This is a genomic window from Butyrivibrio sp. XPD2002, from assembly GCF_000423945.1.
Taxonomy (GTDB): Bacteria; Bacillota; Clostridia; order Lachnospirales; family Lachnospiraceae; genus Butyrivibrio.
The window spans coordinates 1-20,800 of sequence record NZ_AUIY01000028.1 but is presented as its reverse complement, the minus strand read 5'-3'; the positions used below and the strand labels follow the sequence as shown (position 1 = coordinate 20,800).

Genomic DNA, 20,800 nt, shown 5'->3' with positions numbered 1-20,800 from the left:
GTTTAATGAAAAAAATTCTCAATGAACCTAGGGGACGGGGTTAGTGGTCCAAAAAATAATCCACTAACCCCGTCCCCCTGGGTCATTTCTGTTTAGTTCATAGCTTCGCCATTTACATAAAGTGTGTATCCATTTGTGTTTACATTGGACATATCCCCATCAAAAGATGTGATATATGTGTCTGCAGTAAGTGTCCATGTACTGCTTTTATCTATAGATACTGAAACTGCTCCTACTTCTTTAGAAACGCTCTCACCCTTGGCATTTGTAATATTACCATCAATCGCACCGGTGAAATCTGAACCATCAGTAAGGTTTAAAGTAAGCTCAGAATCACTTCCTACGAGAATTGTTCCATCAAGTGTCTGATTGCTTGCATTTACTGTAGCAACGTTACTGTCTCCCTTCCATCCGTCAGCACAAACTGAAAGAAGAACGTTCGCTGAATCCTCATTAACAATCTTTACATTATCGAGATTGATCACAGCCTGTGTGTTTGTCACATGAAAAACATGACCATTTTTGCTTGTAAGCGTTCCACCATTCATTGTAAATGTGGAAGTTCCACTGTCCGCATCTCCGGACATAGACTGATAGATCATGATAGTGTCATAAAAGGTGGCGTTACCGTTGGTATCTGTATTGTTTGCCGTCATGTCGCAGTCATTTAATGTAATGGAATTAATTCCTTCAATACATACACCTTCTGACAAATTTGAAGTGAGTGTTGCGTTAGAAACTGTAATATCTGCGGTTGAATAAATCGCAGGTGATCCAAGTCCATTTGTTGTATAGCTGCCACCGTCGACTGTAACTGTACCGCCACCACGGTCAGTTCTTATGGCAGCTGAAGATCTTCCGCTAGTCTCAATGGTAAGATTTGATGCCTCTGTGATACCACCACCTGTTGTCATGATTCCGCCAGACCCATCGCCTGTGGTGGTAATAGTTGTATCAGAGATGATTACCTTTGTCCCATCACCATCTGCTCCGTTTTTTCCACCGTTACCACCGTAGGAAAAAACCCCGTTTGCTCCGTCAGCATCGGAAGTAATCGTGCTATCAGTAATAGTAGTTGTAGAGCCATCTTTCACAAGAACTACAGCATTAAGGCCATAAAAATTGCAGCTGTCTCCACCATCTGAGTCGCCTGTCTTTGTAACCGTAGCATTTGAGATAGATACCTCTTCTGAAGTGCTTATCATAAGTGCGCTCTCATCTGCAACACTGCTGTCATAGGTTTTTCCATCCTGCGAATCGGCAGCTACTATCTCATCAGCGGCTTTATACTCTATATCTGCGCTACTGCTTCCACCGCCAAATCCGCCGCCTCCCTCAGGAGGATTGCCGGGCGCTTCGCCGTCAGGCGCTCCACCAGGTCCCTGCCCGTCAGGAGCCTCTCCATTTGGGGCCTGTCCGTCAGGAGCCTGTCCATCAGGTTTTTCCGGAGGTGTCTCTCCTTCCGGCATTTCACCTTCAGGTTTATCAGCAGGTACCTCTCCACTTGTCGCATCTGAAGGAACTGTGCTGTCCTCAGGCGCAGCATCTTCAGTAATAATCGTAGATTCTCCGCTTACTGTTCCTGTATTTGTGCCACATGCAGTAAAGGTTACACACATCACTGTGATAGCTGCTATTGATAATACTTTTCTAAGTTCATTTCTTTTCATTTTAAATCTCCTTAATATTCCCTTTGAAAATCGCATCTGCAATGCTTTGCTTTAATGGAGATTATGGATTAGAAAACTAAAATGAACCTAAAACAGAATGAAGTTCACAAAATCTTCTTAATTTTCAATAAATGGACCACTAACCCCGTCCCTTAGGGTCATTTCTTTACATTAAACGCTTTCATCCCGGGATATACTGCTGCATCTCCAAGCTCTTCCTCTATACGAAGCAGCTGATTATACTTGGCAACACGCTCTGAACGTGAAGGTGCTCCTGTCTTGATCTGTCTTGTGTTAAGCGCCACAGCAAGATCAGCGATTGTTGTATCTGCTGTTTCACCTGATCTGTGAGATGAAATTGCTGTATAACCATTCTTGTTAGCCAGCTTTATAGCTTCAAGTGTCTCAGAAACAGAGCCGATCTGGTTGAGCTTTATAAGAATCGAATTAGCTGCGCCGTTTTCAATTCCCTTTGCAAGACGCTCAGTATTTGTTACGAAAAGATCATCACCTACAAGCTGAACCTTGTGACCAATTTTCTCAGTCATTCTCTTCCAACCATCCCAATCCTCTTCATCAAGACCATCCTCGATGGAAATGATAGGATACTTATCTACAAGAGACTCCCAGTGAGCGATAAGCTCATCAGATGTGAACTCTTTCCTGACTTAGGCTGCTTATAGAAGCCCTTTCCTTTTTCACTCTTCCACTCTGATGATGCAGCATCCATTGCGATCATGAAGTCCTTACCGGGCTCGTAGCCTGCATCCTTAACTGCCGCAAGAATGGTCTCGATTGTCTCCTCGTCACTAGCAAGATTAGGAGCAAAGCCGCCCTCATCACCGACAGATGTTGCAAGTCCCTTGCTCTTGAGAATTTTAGCAAGTGCATGGAAAACTTCAGCACACCATCTAAGAGCTTCCTTGAAGGAAGGAGCGCCCACAGGCATGATCATAAACTCCTGCGTGTCTACTGTGTTTGTTGCATGAGCACCGCCATTAAGGATGTTCATCATAGGAACCGGCAGGTCTGTTGCCTGGATACCACCAAGGAATCTGTAAAGTGGAATATCAAGTGAAACAGAAGCTGCACGTGCTGCTGCAATAGACACAGCAAGGATAGCATTTGCTCCAAGCTTTGATTTATCCTTTGTGCCATCAGCCTTTATCATAGCCGCATCAATGGCATATATATCAGAGGCATCCATTCCAACGATAGCATCTGCAATAGGTCCGTTTATATTCTCGACCGCTTTTGAAACACCCTTTCCAAGGTATCTGGACTTATCACCATCTCTAAGTTCAAGTGCTTCAAACTCACCGGTTGATGCTCCAGAAGGTGCCGTTCCTCTCGCTACGGTTCCATCAGCAAGATAAACCTCTGCTTCAACTGTGGGATTACCTCTTGAATCCAGGATTTCTCTTCCAATTACTTTTACAATTTCAAGATAATTCATTACTTCACCTTTCCGCCATCTGGCATTTTAATAAATGTCCCCATAAGAGGTATGCCCCGGAGCAGCCCGTAATCTGCCCGGGGCGATTTAATGATTTACTCAAGTTAGCTATTGCTAACATAGAGAAGCTTATCATATCGTTGTTTACGTTTCAATAAATCATTTAATTATCAAATGATAAGATTTATCATATTATTCGTCACTATCTAAAATCCATCATCGTATAAGGTAATTCCTTCAAATATCTGGCCACATCAGCTTTACTAATCTCCTGTTTTGCATGTATTACAGCCTTTTTGTTTCCCAGATCGACTTTGGCATAAATTCCATCATTTTTATTTAGGGCATTCTCGACCCTTGTGGCGCAGTTACCGCAAACCATGCCCTCAATAGCAACCTCATAATGATAGTTATAATGCCTGATATTTTTATCCGCCACCTTCACCTTTCGCTGGGGTGCCTCATGACCGCCACAACAGCCTCCTCCATGAAGAAGCTTGTTTTTCATCATGCCAACCAAAAGAATAAGTGACCCTGCAAATATCAGTGCCATTATTATCGTCGTAATATCCATCCTTTTTCCTCCCGTTTCGCATATATATGATATTTGTCAACAATTGAGTACATTATTGAACCTATTCCAACTCCGATTGCTCCAACAAATATGGATACGTACACTATGAACGTATCGTTAAGCACTCCGAACAGCATCTCACCTATTGCTACAGATATCATAGATAACATTCCCACTGTAGTTGTAACTCTTCCCAGCAGTTCCTTTTTTACATTGGTCTGGATAAGAACACTCATCGCTATCTGCATAGGGATTGCCTCAGCTATCGTCATACAATCAAGTGCTATGATCATCAGAAGTGCTGCCATTATTGGCACTACACTTCTAAGGCTCAGAAGCACAACCAGTCCAATTATGGCAATCTCTGTAGCAATCAGTTTTGTTGATAAAATACGGCAAGATATTTGCTACAATACCTATGCACATCATAATTGCCGCGAGAGCAGTGTACTTTTTGTACTCCCCCATATATGGGGCGACCTTTTTAAACATTGCCAGTTCCTCCTTTTTGATACCAAGTTAGCTCATGCTAACAAACTATCATTAGTGTAAAGAACTGTCAATATGGTCCTGGGGGACGGGGTTAGTGGATTATATATCTTCCGTCAGCGTTGACTCCGCGTTTAGCTACACGTCTTCCGAATGCAAAAAAAGATGAAGACAATGTCTCCACCTTTTTAACATACTCATCCTAAAGCCACATCAAGAGCCATCATTAGTGTAAATCCTACAGCAAACATCAATACTCCGATATTTGAGTGCTCTCCCTCTGACATTTCAGGAATAAGCTCCTCTACAACCACGTACATCATGGCTCCTGCTGCAAATGAAAGCAGATATGGCAATACCGGAACAACCAATCCCGCTGCAAGAATTGTAAGAAGCGCTCCAAGAGGCTCAACAGCGCCTGACAACGCGCCTCCCATAAAAGCTTTGAACTTACTCTCTCCCCGCGCGTGAAGGGGCATTGAAATGATAGCTCCTTCGGGGAAATTCTGAATGGCAATACCAAGTGACAGTGCAAGTGCTCCACCAGCCGTAACTGCATCAGATCCTGAGCGGAGTCCGGCAAATACTGCTCCAACTGCCATTCCTTCAGGAATATTATGAAGAGTTACTGCCAAAACCATCATTGTTGTCTTTTTTAGCTTTGATTTTGGTCCCTCTGCCTTTTCCGCATTCATGTGAAGGTGAGGGATTACACTATCAAGAAACAAAAGGAACAAAATACCCAGCCAGAATCCTATTACCGCAGGAAGAAATGAAAGCTTTCCCATATGCTCCGACTGATCCAGCGCAGGAACAATAAGACTCCATATCGACGCTGCCACCATTACCCCACTGGCAAATCCGGTGAGTGCGCGCTGAACCTTGCCACTAAGTTCCTTTTTCATAAAGAAAACGCCAGCTGAACCAAGTGCAGTTCCAGCAAAAGGGATCAGTAATCCTAAAATCGTCTCCATGCCATTGCCCTCTTTTCTATGCTTCTCAGCATTAAATATCATTCCGTTGTTGTGTACTTTTATATTGTGCACAACTTTTACCTATATATTATCAAAAAAACGGAGGAATTCAATTTAGAAATTCCTCCGTATTCTATCATAATGAGACATTTTTATAAAATTCTCGCATTTTTTACTAAGACTCTGTTTATTCAACCTTCGGAAGTGTAGCGAAGCTCTTTTCAAGCTCCTCATCTGTAGGGATGAAATCAGTCATGTCGCCATCATTGAACTTCTGATATGCAACCATATCGAAGTATCCGGTTCCTGTAAGGCCAAAGAGAATTGTCTTCTCCTCTCCTGTCTCCTTACACTTAAGTGCCTCATCAATAGCGACCTTGATAGCGTGTGAGCTCTCAGGTGCAGGAAGGATACCCTCTACTCTTGCGAATTTCTGAGCAGCATCGAATACTGCAGTCTGCTCTGCTGTAACTGCCTCCATGTATCCATCATGATAAAGCTGTGACAGAATCGGGCTCATGCCGTGATATCTAAGTCCTCCGGCATGGTTAGCTGAAGGAATGAAGTTGCTGCCGAGAGTGTACATCTTTGCAAGAGGACAAACCATTCCGGTATCGCAGAAGTCGTATGCAAACCTTCCTCTTGTGAAGCTGGGACAGCTTGCAGGCTCTACAGCTATGATCCTGTAATCCTTTTCACCGCGGAGCTTCTCCCCCATGAAAGGAGAAATAAGTCCGCCAAGGTTTGATCCACCACCTGCGCAGCCGATAATGATATCAGGTGTTACTCCATACTTATCAAGCGCTGCCTTTGCCTCAAGACCGATAACAGTCTGATGGAGAAGAACCTGGTTAAGCACGCTTCCAAGAACATATCTGTAGCCCTCTGTCTTTGTAGCTACCTCAACAGCCTCTGAAATTGCGCATCCGAGTGAACCTGTTGTTCCGGGATGCTCTGCATTTATCTTTTTTCCTATCTCGGTTTCCATGGAAGGAGAAGGAGTTACGCTTGCGCCGTATGTGCGCATAACCTCACGTCTGAAGGGCTTCTGCTCGTAAGAAACCTTAACCATATAGACCTTGCAGTCGATTCCAAGATATGCAGATGCCATAGAAAGAGCTGTTCCCCACTGACCTGCTCCGGTCTCGGTTGTAACACCCTTAAGGCCCTGCTTCTTTGCATAATATGCCTGAACAATAGCGGAATTGAGCTTATGGCTTCCGCTTGTATTGTTACCTTCAAACTTGTAATAAATCTTTGCAGGTGTTCCAAGAGCCTTTTCAAGACAATATGCTCTTACCAGCGGTGCAGGTCTGTACATTCTGTAAAAATCCTGAACCTCCTGCGGAATATCAATATATGGAGTTGTATCATCGAGTTCCTGCTTAATGAGCTCGTCACAAAAAACAGGTCTCAGATCCTCAAAGCCCATGGGCTCTAAGGTTGCGGGATTAAGCAGCGGAGCCGGTTTATTCTTCATATCAGCTCTTACGTTATACCACTGCTTGGGAATCTCGTCTTCGCTTAAATAAATTTTATACGGGATTTTTTTCTCTTCACTCATTGTCTTAATCCTTTTCCTCTTTATCAGTTTAAATCATTAAAGCATTTTTAGCATATAAAGTCAATCGAGAAGCAATGAAAAACTATACACAGATTTTATTGCTGTTACATGACATAAGCACATTATATATATGACGATCATCAGTAATATCAGGCTTAAACAGCTCCCCGTTGTCCTTGATTATGACCTCCGGATCTCCCAGGAACCTGAGTACACATTCACCAAGCACTTTCTTTTTACCGCTCTTTTCCTCTGTTATCTTAAACAATGAACTGGCTAATTCCTTAACTTCCGCTATCTTTGTTTCTTCTATTCCCTGCTCTTTAAGGTTATCGTTGATCCAGCCCAATATCCGTTCATATTCCGCAGGGGTATAATCAAAGGAATTCATTTTTACCTTTTCAAAATCCGGATCATCCAGTAAATAAGGTATGCTGTCACCGCCCTTAACAATAAAAACAAATCCATAGAAAATAGCTACAGCAACAACCTGGGAAAGCAACATTCCTTTGCCCATGAAAATGATTCCGCCATTAAGACTAAAGGTGACACAAAACAAAATCGGAAATAAGGCTGTTCGGAAAACCATCATTAAACAAGACCACATCGGATTTCCGATATTTCCGTAGTAATCGCTTAAGAAGCCTCCAACAGCCGCAGCGATAACTCCCACGGCAGAGAATCGGATACATTTGATAAGTTCAGCTCTAAGCGGAGATTCCTCCACTCCATAGAGTAGAAGCACTGTATTTGGTGCCACCAGTAAGAAAAGAGAAAGTACCATGCCACCTATCAGGGTGACCGTCAGCGCTTCTTTAAAAAGTGTCTTCAGACCATCACTATTTTTTTCACCCGCATATGTGGCAAAAAGATACTCTGCCGCCTCAGAAGGACCATTGATTATTTCGTATATCTCCAACATGGCACAAAGCACTGTATTTACAATGAGGTAGCTGCTTCCCCAGAATAATAAGATTGCTTTGGTAAATGATGCTGATGCCAAGGCCATACAAAGTCCTTTGACATTACTTTTAAGTGAACGCTCTGCAAATACAAAAAGATCGCGGAACGAAAAGTGGAAACAGAACTTGTAGGTATTGCTTTTCTTAAAGAAATGAACCGAAACCACAATGATATAAGCCACGTAGCTTAACACAGTAGCAATCGAAAGACCTGACATCCCAATTATATTTGATAAAGCAATAGACATTCCCACATTAACGGCAAAGGAGACAAGATATCCGGCATAGGAAAGCCCATCATCCCCGTCAGATGCAGCTATCTCGTCAAAAAATGTGGCCAGGCCCATTAATGGAGGAACAAAAATATAAAAGTGATAATACTCTCTGGCAAAAGCTTCAATCTCCGGCGAAGATGTAAAGTATGCAAAATACAGATTCTCAGTGAAAAAGTAGACAGGAATCTGAATAACTCCCAGAAAAATCGTTGTCATAAGACCGAGAGAAAAGAGCTTCCTTCCTCTTTCATAATCACCATCTCCCTTGGCTATAGCACAGAGGTTGGAACATCCGGAGGTGATGATATTGGAAATGAAGGTGCTTAAGGATATAAGGGGAACCATGATTGAAGTTGCGGCCAGCGCTTTTTCTCCCAAAACGTGTCCAGAAACCACTCCGTCCGTCATGGTAAGTGCAATCGCAAAAAATATACCAAATGTATATTCAAAGGCACGTGTTCTATATTCTTTATTGATAAAGGTAGATTTAAAGACGGACTTTACTACATCGGAAGCATTCCCATATTCCTTAAGTTTCTTCCTGAAGGAAATGCATATTGCCAGCAGAAACGTTCCGATAAGTGCTATGGAAATGATGGCAGAAAAAGTATTATCTCCCAGTATCCCCATCTCTTCCACAAGAAGTTCCTTTGACCAGTCCCCGATGATAAATCCGAAAACCATTATAGCAGTAGGTGGTGTTGCAAGGTATAAGACAATAGTGTTTACCAGTACCTGGACGAAATTAAAAATTACAATCTCGCGAATTCCGAAATTATCCTCGTCCTTTACCAGAGCACGGTAAATTACACCGATCAGAGCCATAGATGCTCCTTCAAAAATACACATAAAGCTATATTCAAAGCTATGGTATTCTATAAAATCTGTTACCAGGACGCAAATAACTGTTGCGAAGCCTCCCACTGCCGGGCTACACATTATTGATCCGACAACTTCCACGGCTTCACCCAGCCAGATAGACTCATCATTTGACCATACTACGGCAAGATAATCTACCAGAACTGCCAATGCTGCTATGACCACGGTCTGTATGATACGTTTACCAATATGTCTTAGACGCTTCTCCATATTATTTTCCTCTTAAGACAACCCGACAAACACAGCTCCTACAATCAGCATTCCCAAAACCAGATACTGTATGCAGCTCAGCTTTTCCTTCATAAAGATACGTGCTCCCACAATATCAAGGACCGGAAATGCATTCCATAAAATAATTCCTAAAAGGGCATCTCTCGACAACGCGAAAACGTAGAAAAGATCGCTTGCAAGTAAGCAAAACTCTCCGAGGAAACGGTTTTTTTCCGATTTCCGGAAAGGATTATGCGGCTTTTTGTTTTTAATCCAAAGATATATCCATAAAAAGAAAGTAAAGATAACCTGTAACAGGGAAGCTACAGCGATATAATCAAGGGAATCTACTATTTCATCTCCAATAAGAACACTTGTTACCATAGATTCGGAACCATCAAAAAACGCTGCAATGACAGCTATAATGATGCCTAAAATAAGTATTCCCCTTGACTTTTCTTCTGATTCCGAATCCTTATTCCTGCCTTCTTCCACAGGTCCTTTTAAGTGGGGATAGATCATGCCTGCGCTGAAAACAAGTATAAGACCGATGATCGTTAATGGCTTGAACAATCTGGTAGCAAAATCGGCGTTTCCGGTTATCAGGTGATACATCACCAAAAGGATAACAAAAAAAATACCATCGATATTTACGAAAGAATTTCTGACAGAAACTCCCACATACTTGTAAGCTACCAGGGCAAAAAACAAACAAACGTAATTCAGTATCGGAGAAATTATTATAATAGGTTTTTTGAGAATAAGCTGATGCGGAAGCAGCGAGGTTTCATCCAGACCGAATAATAGCACTGCAACCAGCAAAAGTGCATTAAAGATTCCATACCAGACCAAGGTCTTTATTACTTCTTCTGTCTTGGAGGATACGGATTTCTTTTCAAAAAGATCGCAGGCACAGGTCATCAGCATCGACAATAGTGTAAATACGACAGCCATAAATTATTCTCCTTATACATTTCATCGGTATTATAATTTTACCACTTTTACGTTTATTTCTTTTGTTAAAAATGTATAAACTTAATTGCTTCCATTGGCTTGGAATAGGTACTAATTTTAAAAAATGGCTATATCAAAATGGGGAATCCCTTGCAAATAATAAATTTTTTTTATAAAATCGCATTTGCTGCCACAAGAACTACTTATTTTACTGTATTCTATTATTGTGGCAATTATTCTCTAGTATGAAAGAAGGTCAATAACATGAAATCACCCGCTGAAATAGCAGCAACATACGAATCTGTAGGAAAGGGTAAGACAGAACTCCCTGCTCTCAAGACGTTCCTTTTGGGAATCCTTGCTGGCGTCTATATAGCTCTTGGCGGTCTCGGAAGTCAGATAGCAAGCTGCACGGCAGCTGACCCATCTAGTGCACGCATGATCAGCAGTGTTGTTTTCCCAATAGGTCTTTTTATGGTTCTTGTTGGAGGCGCTGAGCTCTTTACAGGTAATTGCCTCATCTTTATTCCTGTTCTGTCCGGAAAAGCTAAGCTTTCTGGAATGCTTAAGAACTGGGTGCTTGTCTATTTTGGAAATATGGTCGGCGGATTCCTTATCGCACTTATAGCTTCCACTTCCCATATTTACTCATTTGCCAATAATGCTCTTGCAGAGTCAGTTATTTCAACTGCTGTTACCAAGGCAAATATATCTTTCAGTGACGGTCTGCTTAGAGGTATTCTCTGTAACGTACTTGTTTGTCTGGCTGTATGGTGTTCTTTCTCAGCTGACGAAATTGCCGGAAAAGTCCTTGCTCTGTGGCTTCCTGTAATGCTATTCATCATTTGCGGCTTTGAGCACTGCATCGCCAACATGTACTTCATTCCTGCAGGAATGCTGACATCAGCTGTTTACGGACTTCCTGCGGATGGACTTAGTCTGTTTGGATTCTTTGTAACAAATCTTATTCCGGTAACAATCGGGAATATAATTGGTGGCGCTGTCTGTGTTGGTGCTATGTATTACACTATCTACTTAAAAAAATGAAATTGGAGCCTCGCCCAGATTCATTCTTGTGTTCTGGAAGTCCCCTGTTCCACACTTTTTATCTCATCCTTTGATACGCCCTTAAGTGCATAGGTATCAAATGCAGGTGTGTCCGGTATTCGAACCTCTACGCTTGTAATCCTGCATATAGACGCATTTCCTTGTTTTAGGGCGATATCAAATACATGTCCGCCATGTTTTTTATCGTCTGAAAGGAAATGCAAATGCCATCCTGCAGCATTTATTCCATCCATATAGTCAGGATAGTACACGCACACAAGCGAACCCTTGATATTCTCAAACCTAAAAGCTTTCTGCGTAACGCTCAGAGCATCCTTAAGTGTCACATGATGTGCCTTTGTCCCTGATTCCGACCTTGCGTCCACCATGGAAAACTCACCATCAATCCGAACGGCATACATGGAATTAAGCCCAAAATCTTCTTCTATCTTAAGGGTCAACCATGATTTGAGCTGTTCTATTGAGCTCATTTCCCCAAGAGTCTCAATTCTCTGCGCATGAAAACAACATACAGAAGCAAATGGAACACCCCGATCATCCTCTGCAAAAACCACATCTCCATTATTCTTAGCCCGGTAACACCTTCCGTCCAAGACAATCATTTCGCCATCCACATCTTCAAATGTTCCAAGCCCCATATCTCCATGCTGTAGTAGTTCTTCTACTGTAATAACAGACTTCGAAAATCCTAATGCCAGAGCCTGTAAAGTAGATACCTGGTAATACTTCCCATTATCTTGTCCCTTCATATCGCTCCTCATTTTCAATCGTGTATTAAACACCAACTATATTTTACATCTCCTATTTTCAAGAAGATGAACCAATGCTCATATTTAATAGACTTTTTAGATATTCAGATAATCGCTGTCATCAAAATGATTCACAGATTTTACACAGACCAGTCACTTTCTTTTACGATTTTGCCTGTATCCTTAAATCATTAAGAGAGAAACAGCTCTCTTGACTCCCTCATAAGAATAAAAACTTTTCTTCAAACACAAAAAATCCGGGTTCTACGTGACAAGAACCCGGATTCCCTCATTAATCTTTATATTATTCCATTTTTGTCTTTTTTATGTGGGAATAATACGGACCTTCAACAACAATGTACCTAATATCCCTATATTCGCAAAAAAAGCCCTGGATTCATTGTAAGAATCCAGAGCTTATAGTTTTAGTTTGAAATTACATATCAGCTCATTTGATATTTATATCAACTGTAATCAAATTTTCCGTCATTCTTTTCTTCTAAAGCCTTTATCATATGAAATGTGAATTCATTATACGGTGTAGAGATGCCATATTGCTTGCCCATTCGAATTAACGCACCTGAAAACATATCAATCTCTGTGTGCCTTTTCGCATCAAGATCCTGAAGAGTTGAGTATCTTGCACGCTTAAAGACTTTGCTTCCTCTGGTCGATGATGGATCTGCCAAAGATATGTCTATACCCTTCGCTTTTGCAATCTCATCAAGCTCTTTTACAAGGCCTTCTCTGATCGCAGCGATGTGTTCACTATCGCCATACGCACCTACGCCCACACTCAGCATTGCCTGAAGTAGGTTATTACCCACGTTTAATCTGAACTTGCTCCATATTTCCGATAATATAACATCTGTCTCTCTGTAATGGAGCCCGGTTCCTTCAAAAAGCTGCTCTAGCGCTAGTGTTCTTTCCGAGCTCTTTCCATCTTTTTCTCCATAGACCACTCCAATCGTGGATTCCGGATCAAAATATATCCTGTTCTGTTTTCTTTCTGAAGCGACTTTTATAAGTGCCGGAACTATATGTTCCTCGCCAATTTCAGAAGCTATCACATCTTCGCTATCAACACCGTTCATAAGACTTATTACTACGGTATGCTCATCTACGATTTCCTTTATATCCAGAACAGCCGTTGGCAGGGCATTATATTTTACTGCCACAATAACAAGATCTGCTCCGAAAGCTTCTTGCGGTGTCTTCACCACAGGCTTATAAAGCTTGTCGTTAATACATAAGCCTTCTGTCTCAATTCTTTCTTTTCGCTTTCCCGATGCGACAACAGAAAGATCTAACTCGTCCTTATGTGAAAGTCCCCACAATATATAGCTTCCGACCGCTCCTGCTCCGATTAATGCAATCTTTTTAAATTCCATTTTGACCCTTTCCGTTTAGTTTTTATATTTCCAACCATTTTTATTCAGCCTGCAAACCAGCCAGAGGATTGACGCTGTCGCCATTATCGTTGCAGTGATCGAGCCTTCATACCCGTAACTCTCATGGAAAAAGCCATTAGCGCGATTCAATGTACCATGATAAGCTCCTATCGTTGCAGGATTTCCGCTGGCTTCAATGCTGAATATGTACGACTGCAGATAATTCCAGCCTGTATGGATACCATTTGTGGTAATCTCCTGCCATATTATATCTATCCGGAATAGCAAAGGTTCCGGTAACAGAATCATAGTTCACATCAGCATTTGTCGTATAGATATCCATCATGTCCGGCTCAATATCAATACCCATTGTTATTTAATCTTATTTTCTAATTATACAGAAAAAGGGCTCTGATTGCCTAGATTACAAAATAGACTTCTGCAAAAGCTGTAAGAAGCTTATATTAGTCACTAAGATTCATTAAAGGATATGGTAAGATAAAAGTGTATAAAAAACCTCCTTACCGGATTCTTATCCGGTAAGGAGGTCACATAGTAAAGAAATAACGGATTAAATTACTTAACTACAGCATCTGTCTGCTTCTTAATTGACTTCACAACCTTCTTTTTAGCATTTCCCTTAAGGGACTTAACCTTGATCGTTCCGTCCTTATTAATCTTCTTAAACGCGTTCTTTTCAACCTTAAGCTTCTTATTAGCCTTTATGGTGACCTTCTTAAGCTTCTTGCACTTATAAAATGCCTTTTTCCCGATTTTGGTAACGTTATTTCCAACTGTAAGAGTTGAAAGCTTCCTGTTACCCTTAGCGGCATTTGCCGAAATGCTTGTAACAGGGAACTCAACGTTTTTATATGTAACAGTGTTAATTTTAGCTTTTCTTACAGATGCGATATTAGTTACTGTTGCCTGACCGTTAATATCAATATGATAAGTAACCCCATCTATAATGACATTTGCGGGAAGATCATATCCTGATTGATTAGCGGCAGATTCCTCTGATGAAACTGGTGTGACATCACCATCCTTCTTTTCAGGAGTAGTAGGATCTGAAGGAACCGGTACAGGCGGCTTTATCGGATCCACGGGATCCTTTTTCTCTTTTTCCCTTTCTATGGCATCAAGGAACATGTATCTGTGGCTCTTATTTGCTTTGATGAAATAGCTGTAAGTAGCGGATGAGTCTGCCTTACCATCTTTGTTATCATCTATGGCAACCTTACCTATGCCACAGTTTTTCACATAAGGTGAATTAGCTGCGTAGTCAAAATTCTTCGAAATCTTGCAAGGTGCGTCAACATACTTAAGACTGATGCAGCTTCCAAGGAATGCTCCAGCGTCAGCATCAGCCACTTTTGATAAATCGAAACCACTAAGATTAAGATATTCCAGGCTTCTACAGCCAGTGAACATCTCCTGGACATTTATTAACTTGGGAGTCCTGAAGCTGCTGATATTGAGAGTCTTAAGATTACGGCAGCCATTAAACATGCGATACATATCTGTTACATTTCTTGTATCGAAATTTGAAAGATCAAGAGTTTTAAGACCTCTTAATCCCTCAAACATCTGGAACATTCTATTGACCTTGGAGGTATTCCAATTTCTAAGATCAAGCGATTCCAGAGCAGAATCACTCATGAAAACACTCTGCATATCAGTAACATTAGAGGTGTCAAAGGTGCTGACGTTGATTTTCTTTAATTTGAAGCAGCAATGGAACATCTGGCACATGTTTACAAGATTAGGAGTTCTGAACTGACTAAGATCCAGATTTACCAGACTGCTACAGCATCTGAACATATAACTTGCATCTTTCATTTCACTGGTATCAATCACATTACTACCAAAATTGATTTCCTCAACATTATAGAAATCAATGAACATAGAATCACAATCACTGTTGAACTTTATTTTTGAGTTACTGCAGACATAAACTGTCTGTTCAGCCGAGTCATAATATACAGTTACACCATCGCCTATATTTTCCGGAATAAGGCTCTTAGCAGGTTTTGAAGGTGCCTTGGCAAAAATTATCTTCTTAATGGTATAGTCTCTGGTATTATGCGTGCTATTAGCATCCACAAAAGATTTAATTGTCTTATTGAATGTTCGGCCATTATACAGAACACCTGTAGCAGCATGAGCTTTGATACCAGTTAATCCCGGTAGCAAAAAAAGACACAGCATGGCTGTGATGACGAGTAGTTCTTTGAAACTTTTCCTCATTTTGATTTCCCCTTAAAACTTTTCGTAAAATGTCCTCTCGATTAGGGATTATAGCATATCGGGAGTGGGGATGCATCCTCCATGAAAATACCGGATTCCCATAACAGGAATCCGGCACTTACTATTACAATTTACAATTCGTCTGCACTATGAACAAGCTTTGCATCCAAAGAAGCTACTCCTGCTAATGAAGGCTTAAGCTTCTCAGCAGTTTTTCCTATTCCGCTTCCTCCTGATGTAGCAAAAGCATGTACTGCCTTGCCAGACCAGTCATAGCCTTTACCAAATGTATGAATGACTCTTGGAGCCTGACCATACCATATAGGGAATCCGATATATACGGTGTCATATTTATCGAAATCCTCTATTTTCCCGTTTACCGGTACTTCTTTCCCTGCTATCTGCTCCCTGTTGCATCTTGCAACCGGATTTGTCCACTTAATGTCAGCTGATGTGTATGGTTCCTGAGGAACAATTTCAAAAACATCAGCACCTATTCTACTTGCAAACTCCTTTGCAACATTGGCAGTTTTGCCTCCTGCACTAAAAAATGTTACGAGTGTAGCCATTGTATTCCTCCATTCTCTGCATCAATTAAAGCAATGCCTTGATGCAAGCCTCAACGTCAGCCACATCAGCTGTAGGCTCGAATCTTGCAACAACATTTCCTTCTCTGTCGATCACAAACTTTGTAAAGTTCCACTTGATGTCAGGCTTTTTATCCCATTCAGGATCTGCTTCTGCAAACATCTTTTCAAGAACCTCTCTGTACTGATGATCCTGGAAGCCTTCAAATCCCTTCTGAGACTTAAGATATGTATAAAGCGGAAGCTCATTCTCTCCGTTAACGTCAGCCTTCTTCATCTGAGGGAATGTAGTATTGTAGTGCAAAGTGCAGAACTCATGGATCTCTTCATCTGTTCCGGGTACCTGTCCGCCAAACTGGTTGCAGGGAATATCAAGTATCTCCAATCCCTTGTCATGATAGCTCTGATATAAATCTTCGATGGGCTTATACTGAGGTGTGAAACCACATCCAGTAGCAGTATTAACAACAAGAATCACTTTTCCTTTATAATCTGAAAGGCTAAGCTCTTCTCCGGTTCCGGTAGTTACCTCGTAATCATAGATCATTGCTGATTCCTCCTTGACTTATATATTTATCTCTATTTGATTGTGCGCAATTCATAATTGTATAGTACACCTTTTTAAATTAAAAATCAATACTCCTCATATATGCTCTCACAAAAATTTAATAATATGTTCTATTGAAACATATGTTCTCTTGGTGTATTATAATCTCTGCCCAAATGTATGTTCGGAACGTCGGTTCTAATCATTACTCTAGGAGCTGCCTTATGATTAACCAGTTTATGATAATCGATCTAAAGAGCTTCTATGCCAGTGTGGAATGCGTGGACAGAGGACTAGACCCCATGACAGCCCTTCTCGCTGTTGCTGACAAGGAACGCAGCAAAGGCACTATATGCCTTGCAATAACACCCGCTATGAAAGCCCTTGGAATCAAGAACCGCTGCAGAATATATGAGATACCCAAGCACCTTGATTACATAGTCGCTCCGCCCAGAATGAAGCGCTATGTAGACATATCTGCCGATATTTACGGTATATACCTAAGCTACGTCGCTAAGGAAGATATTCATGTTTATTCAATTGATGAGTCTTTTCTCGATGTAACGAACTATCTTGGTATGTACTCCTTATCAGCCCACGACCTTGCACTTAGGATCATGGGCGACATAAGGGATAAACTGGGACTGCGGGCTACCTGCGGCATTGGCACTAACCTTTATCTGGCGAAGGTAGCCCTTGATATCCTGGCTAAACACTCTCCCGACTTTATAGCTGAGCTTGATGAGGAATCTTTTAAGCAAAAACTGTGGACACACAGACCCCTGACAGATTTTTGGCGAATTGGTCCCGGCACCCAGAGAAGGCTCAACTCCCTTGGCATGTATACCCAGGGAGATATTGCGATTTTTCCTGAAAAACTGCTATATAAAAATTTCGGCGTCCTTGCCGAATACCTGATTGACCACGCCTGGGGACGGGAGCCCTGCACCATGCAGGAAATCAAGAACTACCGCTCACGCTCAAAATCCCTCTCCTGCGGACAGGTACTGATGCGTGATTACAATTTTGATGAAGCACTTATCATCGTGAAGGAAATGGCAGATGAGTTGTCCCTTGATATGGTCGCAGCCCATGTTGTTAGCAGCAATCTCTCACTTTATGTGGGTTACAGTGCAGAAACCTTCCCATCCACGGGCGCAAGTACGAATCTCCAGGTCACGACCAACTCCTACAGGATTCTTATGGATGCCTATACGAAGCTTTATTTAAGGAGCACCTTGCGAAATGTCCCTATCCGCAGGGTCGGTATTAGCGCCAATTCTGTTCTTGATGAATGTTTTGAGCAGTACAGCTTTTTTGTTGACCCGGAGATAATGGAAAAAGACCGCAAGATCACACAGTCAGTAAATGAGATTAAAGCCCGCTATGGTAAAAACGCCATTCTTAAGGGCATGGATCTTCTTGATGCAGGAAATGCAATAGAACGAAACGCACAGATCGGCGGCCATAAAGCAGGTTCAATAATATAGGAGGAATATATGCCAAGAGCAGACAGAGCAAGCCAGTTCATGCCCTTTGCAGCACTTAAGGGCTTTGAGTCCGCATTAAGGGAAAAGGAACGTATAGAAGTAGAAAAGATCATTTTGTCTGAAGAAGCCTTGGACTTCCTCGACTATCAGCTATCTCTTCTAAAGGTTGGTGACATGGTCACCATAACCTATTACGATTATGGTGCTTACATAAAGAAGACCGGGCTGATCTCCAATATAAAGAAGGACGCCCGGTATCTTACTGTTGTCACAACAGACATTAGTTTTGATAATATACGAGAAATACAGGTGTAATTCTGTGATAACTTACAGTGCTTTTTTTCGTGCCAGAAGAATTCTTTCTGCAATGTCTCCTGCATTGACAAAGCCCATCTCCTTCAATTCTTCAGCGGATTCCTTCACCGCATTTTCAAATCGGTCGAGAACCTTATGATAATTACTCATAGCGATTTTCTCACCAATTCCAACTTTTGCAGCAAGTGACTTAAAGCTATCTTCATCAATGCTATCTAGATTTCTTATTCCACCGATGTTAAAAGACATATCTTTCGTCGCACTCTCATAAATCACCGTGCTTATCATATCGTACGCCGGAGCAAGTGATATTCCTTCCATATGTGGGTCATACAGAAGCGAATAGTTTTTAATATGTGCATCCGTATTGCCAAGCACAAAGTTAAACACTATTCTATCCCAAAGACGCAATTGATCTTCCAACGGCCTTCTTGCATAATTTCGGATTATTTCAAACATTTTCTCAGCGTAGTTCTGACCGTCTGTTTCATATTTTTCAAAGGCTGCCACTCCCATGGCCTGAGCAAAATCTTCCTGATGCACCCTGAAAGGACGCTTCAAATTTCCAATCAACTGTGATGTTTCATCAATAATCCTGTCATATCTTTTTGTAGCAAAAAGAACCTGTGAATCAGTACCCTGGCCGACATTAATAATAAAGCTCTCCGGAATATCTATTCCGCATTTATGAGCTGTTAACATAGACAATTGCTCGTTTGTAACTATCCCATCAAGCCTAATATGACTTTGCTTAACTATATGTGTACTTGGTGCAAGTCCGCAGGGCAGATACCATCTTCCCTCTTTTTCATCATAATATAGTCCAACTTTTCCTGAAGCCCCTGTCAGCGATAAGTGCGTTTTTATTACTATCTCCGTGGATTTGGTTGTTCCTTCAGCTGCCAGCTCCTCTACTTGCATAGAAGTTATAGCTTCATACCCGGATTCCTGCTCCTCATCAGACTCATCTATTCTTATTGCGCCAAGGCATTCCTTCCCAAGGTTATAAAGAATCGACAGATAATCATTCTCATCAAAGTGCATATTAGTAGCTATGCTCTTTCTCATAAATCCTTCTGGCAGAAGTCCGTCAAAAAAGATTTTGGTACGTTCAGGAGAAAAAGGCTCCTCCTGTATTGGTAATGATACAGAAATAGCCCTTGAATCTGTCCTCGCTACATATTCTTTTGAATATGAAAAGCTGGCATCTTCAGAAGAATTACCTTCTATTTCTCCTACTTTTACCTGACTCCCGTCTATTTCAAGATATACATTATAATGTCTCATTTATTTCCCCTCGCATTAGCAGCAATATCAAGTCCCAGCATATTGGCAAGATAAATAGCTTTTCCCAGTTCAGCCGTGCTCTTGCCATTTTCCAAATCCGAAATAAAACTGATACTGAATCCGGTAAATTCAGAAATATATCGCTGGGTATAGCCAAGTTCTTTTCTACGATTTTTCAATGCTTTACCAAAATCAGCCGCATTGTTTATTATCATATACGCCTCCGCCCAAAATAAGCCGTACGAACAAATATAAACATTCAAATACAAAAATACGCCGTTCGGCTTTATTTTTCTCATTTCATTCTATAATAAGCCGTACGGCGTAGTCAAGTTTTCCCTTCCTATAGGGTCTTTATCAACATTTTCGTATATATGCCGAAACGAGCTGGTCACCATGACCAGCTCGCTACACATTATTCATGTTATTATATTTTTCCTCTAATACTGTCTATACCTTTATGCAAGTGCCATTCCCAGAGATCTGCATTCCTCAAGAGCTGAATCATCCGGAGCATTATTGGCCATTACACTGTCTGTGGCAAGAACTGCTCCGTCACCCTTACAGCGATCCTCCCAGTCTCTCATCCACTGGCCGTCTCCCCATCCGAATGAACCGAACAATCCAATCTTCTTTCCTGAAAGAGAGCCTTCTACGGCTGAAAACATGGGATCAAACTCTGTTTCCTCCAAAACCTCAGCTCCCATTGCAGGACATCCAAAGGCAATGCTGTCAAAGCTTGAAACCTTGTCTGCACTGAACTCTGACGGGTTAAGAACTGTAACCTCAGCACCTGCTCCCTTTGCTCCATCAGCAACTGCGTTTGCCATGGTTGCTGTATTTCCTGTACCGCTCCAATATACAACTGCTACTTTACTCATACTGATTTTTCCTCCTTTGCTGTTACAACTATGTTAGCTATTGCTAACTGTCCAAAGGTTATCATATCAGTATTTTCTTTTCAACAGGTTCTGACAAACTATGATGATAAGTTTTTTCAACTTAGACATTTGTGCAATAAAAAAGTGCCTACGGCACCTCAACTCCCCTGCCCCTCAATCATGAGGGGTGGGGTTGTTTTTTGCCTCAACTCATTCATAATGATTTTTATG

19 protein-coding genes and 1 pseudogene are annotated in these 20,800 nt (G+C 41.4%); 3 read left to right on the top strand and 17 right to left on the bottom strand.

Features of this window, described 5'->3' with window-relative positions; genetic code table 11:
* Positions 1-92: 92 nt before the first annotated feature.
* The 8 genes and pseudogenes from G587_RS0113735 to G587_RS0113695 all read right to left on the bottom strand — a co-directional run bounded on the left by G587_RS0113735 (position 93) and on the right by G587_RS0113695 (position 10,007).
* Positions 93-1,670, bottom strand: a complete 1,578-nt coding sequence (locus G587_RS0113735) for a hypothetical protein (protein WP_026492729.1) — start codon at positions 1,668-1,670, stop codon at positions 93-95.
* A gap of 158 nt (positions 1,671-1,828) precedes the next feature.
* A pseudogene (gene eno, locus G587_RS22835) lies at positions 1,829-3,126 on the bottom strand (phosphopyruvate hydratase).
* Positions 3,127-3,328: 202 nt separating this feature from the next.
* Entirely contained in the window at positions 3,329-3,700 is a 372-nt protein-coding gene (locus tag G587_RS0113725; RefSeq protein WP_026492728.1) for a heavy-metal-associated domain-containing protein, read from the bottom strand.
* On the bottom strand, positions 3,682-4,008 hold the full coding sequence (locus tag G587_RS0113720) for a hypothetical protein (protein ID WP_026492727.1): 327 nt from the start codon (positions 4,006-4,008) through the stop codon (positions 3,682-3,684). Before G587_RS0113720 ends, G587_RS0113725 begins: the two co-directional genes overlap by 19 nt.
* Positions 4,009-4,386: 378 nt before the next feature.
* Complete coding sequence (locus G587_RS0113710; RefSeq protein ID WP_026492726.1) at positions 4,387-5,163, bottom strand: ZIP family metal transporter; 777 nt, start codon at positions 5,161-5,163, stop codon at positions 4,387-4,389.
* A gap of 187 nt (positions 5,164-5,350) precedes the next feature.
* Complete coding sequence (locus G587_RS0113705) at positions 5,351-6,727, bottom strand: TrpB-like pyridoxal phosphate-dependent enzyme (protein WP_026492725.1); 1,377 nt, start codon at positions 6,725-6,727, stop codon at positions 5,351-5,353.
* 82 nt (positions 6,728-6,809) lie between these two features.
* Entirely contained in the window at positions 6,810-9,053 is a 2,244-nt protein-coding gene (locus G587_RS0113700; RefSeq protein ID WP_026492724.1) for an MATE family efflux transporter, read from the bottom strand.
* A gap of 12 nt (positions 9,054-9,065) precedes the next feature.
* A complete protein-coding gene (locus tag G587_RS0113695) occupies positions 9,066-10,007 on the bottom strand; it encodes a hypothetical protein (protein WP_155829559.1) in 942 nt (313 codons plus the stop codon).
* Positions 10,008-10,271: 264 nt separating this feature from the next.
* Here G587_RS0113695 and G587_RS0113690 point away from each other — a divergent pair, with 264 nt between their 5' ends.
* Positions 10,272-11,054 carry a formate/nitrite transporter family protein gene (locus G587_RS0113690; protein ID WP_026492722.1) on the top strand — a complete coding sequence of 261 codons (783 nt, stop codon included), beginning with the start codon at positions 10,272-10,274 and terminating at the stop codon, positions 11,052-11,054.
* 20 nt (positions 11,055-11,074) lie between these two features.
* Here G587_RS0113690 and budA read toward each other — a convergent pair whose 3' ends face one another.
* The 6 genes from budA to G587_RS0113660 all read right to left on the bottom strand — a co-directional run bounded on the left by budA (position 11,075) and on the right by G587_RS0113660 (position 16,596).
* Positions 11,075-11,824 carry an acetolactate decarboxylase gene (budA, locus tag G587_RS0113685; protein ID WP_026492721.1) on the bottom strand — a complete coding sequence of 250 codons (750 nt, stop codon included), beginning with the start codon at positions 11,822-11,824 and terminating at the stop codon, positions 11,075-11,077.
* A gap of 464 nt (positions 11,825-12,288) precedes the next feature.
* Positions 12,289-13,215 (bottom strand): ketopantoate reductase family protein, encoded by a 927-nt coding sequence (locus G587_RS0113680; protein ID WP_026492720.1) that lies wholly within the window; start codon positions 13,213-13,215, stop codon positions 12,289-12,291.
* 193 nt (positions 13,216-13,408) lie between these two features.
* Positions 13,409-13,585, bottom strand: coding sequence for a hypothetical protein (locus tag G587_RS25535; RefSeq protein WP_155829557.1), 177 nt, complete (start codon positions 13,583-13,585; stop codon positions 13,409-13,411).
* Positions 13,586-13,791: 206 nt separating this feature from the next.
* Positions 13,792-15,462, bottom strand: a complete 1,671-nt coding sequence (locus tag G587_RS24585) for a BspA family leucine-rich repeat surface protein (protein WP_081679460.1) — start codon at positions 15,460-15,462, stop codon at positions 13,792-13,794.
* A 131-nt stretch (positions 15,463-15,593) separates the two neighbouring features.
* On the bottom strand, positions 15,594-16,031 hold the full coding sequence (locus G587_RS0113665; RefSeq protein ID WP_026492718.1) for a flavodoxin: 438 nt from the start codon (positions 16,029-16,031) through the stop codon (positions 15,594-15,596).
* A gap of 25 nt (positions 16,032-16,056) precedes the next feature.
* The gene (locus G587_RS0113660; RefSeq protein ID WP_026492717.1) at positions 16,057-16,596 is read right to left on the bottom strand and encodes a glutathione peroxidase; all 540 of its coding nucleotides are present in this window, start codon (positions 16,594-16,596) and stop codon (positions 16,057-16,059) included.
* 224 nt (positions 16,597-16,820) lie between these two features.
* Between G587_RS0113660 and G587_RS0113655 the strand changes: the two genes are divergently transcribed.
* Together G587_RS0113655 and G587_RS0113650 are read left to right on the top strand one after the other, a co-directional pair.
* Positions 16,821-18,086 carry a Y-family DNA polymerase gene (locus G587_RS0113655; RefSeq protein WP_026492716.1) on the top strand — a complete coding sequence of 422 codons (1,266 nt, stop codon included), beginning with the start codon at positions 16,821-16,823 and terminating at the stop codon, positions 18,084-18,086.
* Positions 18,087-18,095: 9 nt separating this feature from the next.
* Positions 18,096-18,401 carry a YolD-like family protein gene (locus tag G587_RS0113650; RefSeq protein ID WP_026492715.1) on the top strand — a complete coding sequence of 102 codons (306 nt, stop codon included), beginning with the start codon at positions 18,096-18,098 and terminating at the stop codon, positions 18,399-18,401.
* Between the two features lie 12 nt (positions 18,402-18,413).
* Here G587_RS0113650 and G587_RS0113645 read toward each other — a convergent pair whose 3' ends face one another.
* The 3 genes from G587_RS0113645 to G587_RS0113635 form a co-directional block, all read right to left on the bottom strand.
* The gene (locus G587_RS0113645; protein WP_026492714.1) at positions 18,414-19,688 is read right to left on the bottom strand and encodes a HipA domain-containing protein; all 1,275 of its coding nucleotides are present in this window, start codon (positions 19,686-19,688) and stop codon (positions 18,414-18,416) included.
* On the bottom strand, positions 19,685-19,903 hold the full coding sequence (locus tag G587_RS0113640) for a helix-turn-helix domain-containing protein (RefSeq protein WP_026492713.1): 219 nt from the start codon (positions 19,901-19,903) through the stop codon (positions 19,685-19,687). The genes G587_RS0113645 and G587_RS0113640 overlap by 4 nt, the downstream gene beginning before the upstream one ends.
* Before the next feature lie 243 nt (positions 19,904-20,146).
* Positions 20,147-20,569: a flavodoxin gene (locus G587_RS0113635; protein WP_026492712.1), complete on the bottom strand. Its 423-nt coding sequence runs from the start codon at positions 20,567-20,569 to the stop codon at positions 20,147-20,149.
* Positions 20,570-20,800: the final 231 nt, after the last annotated feature.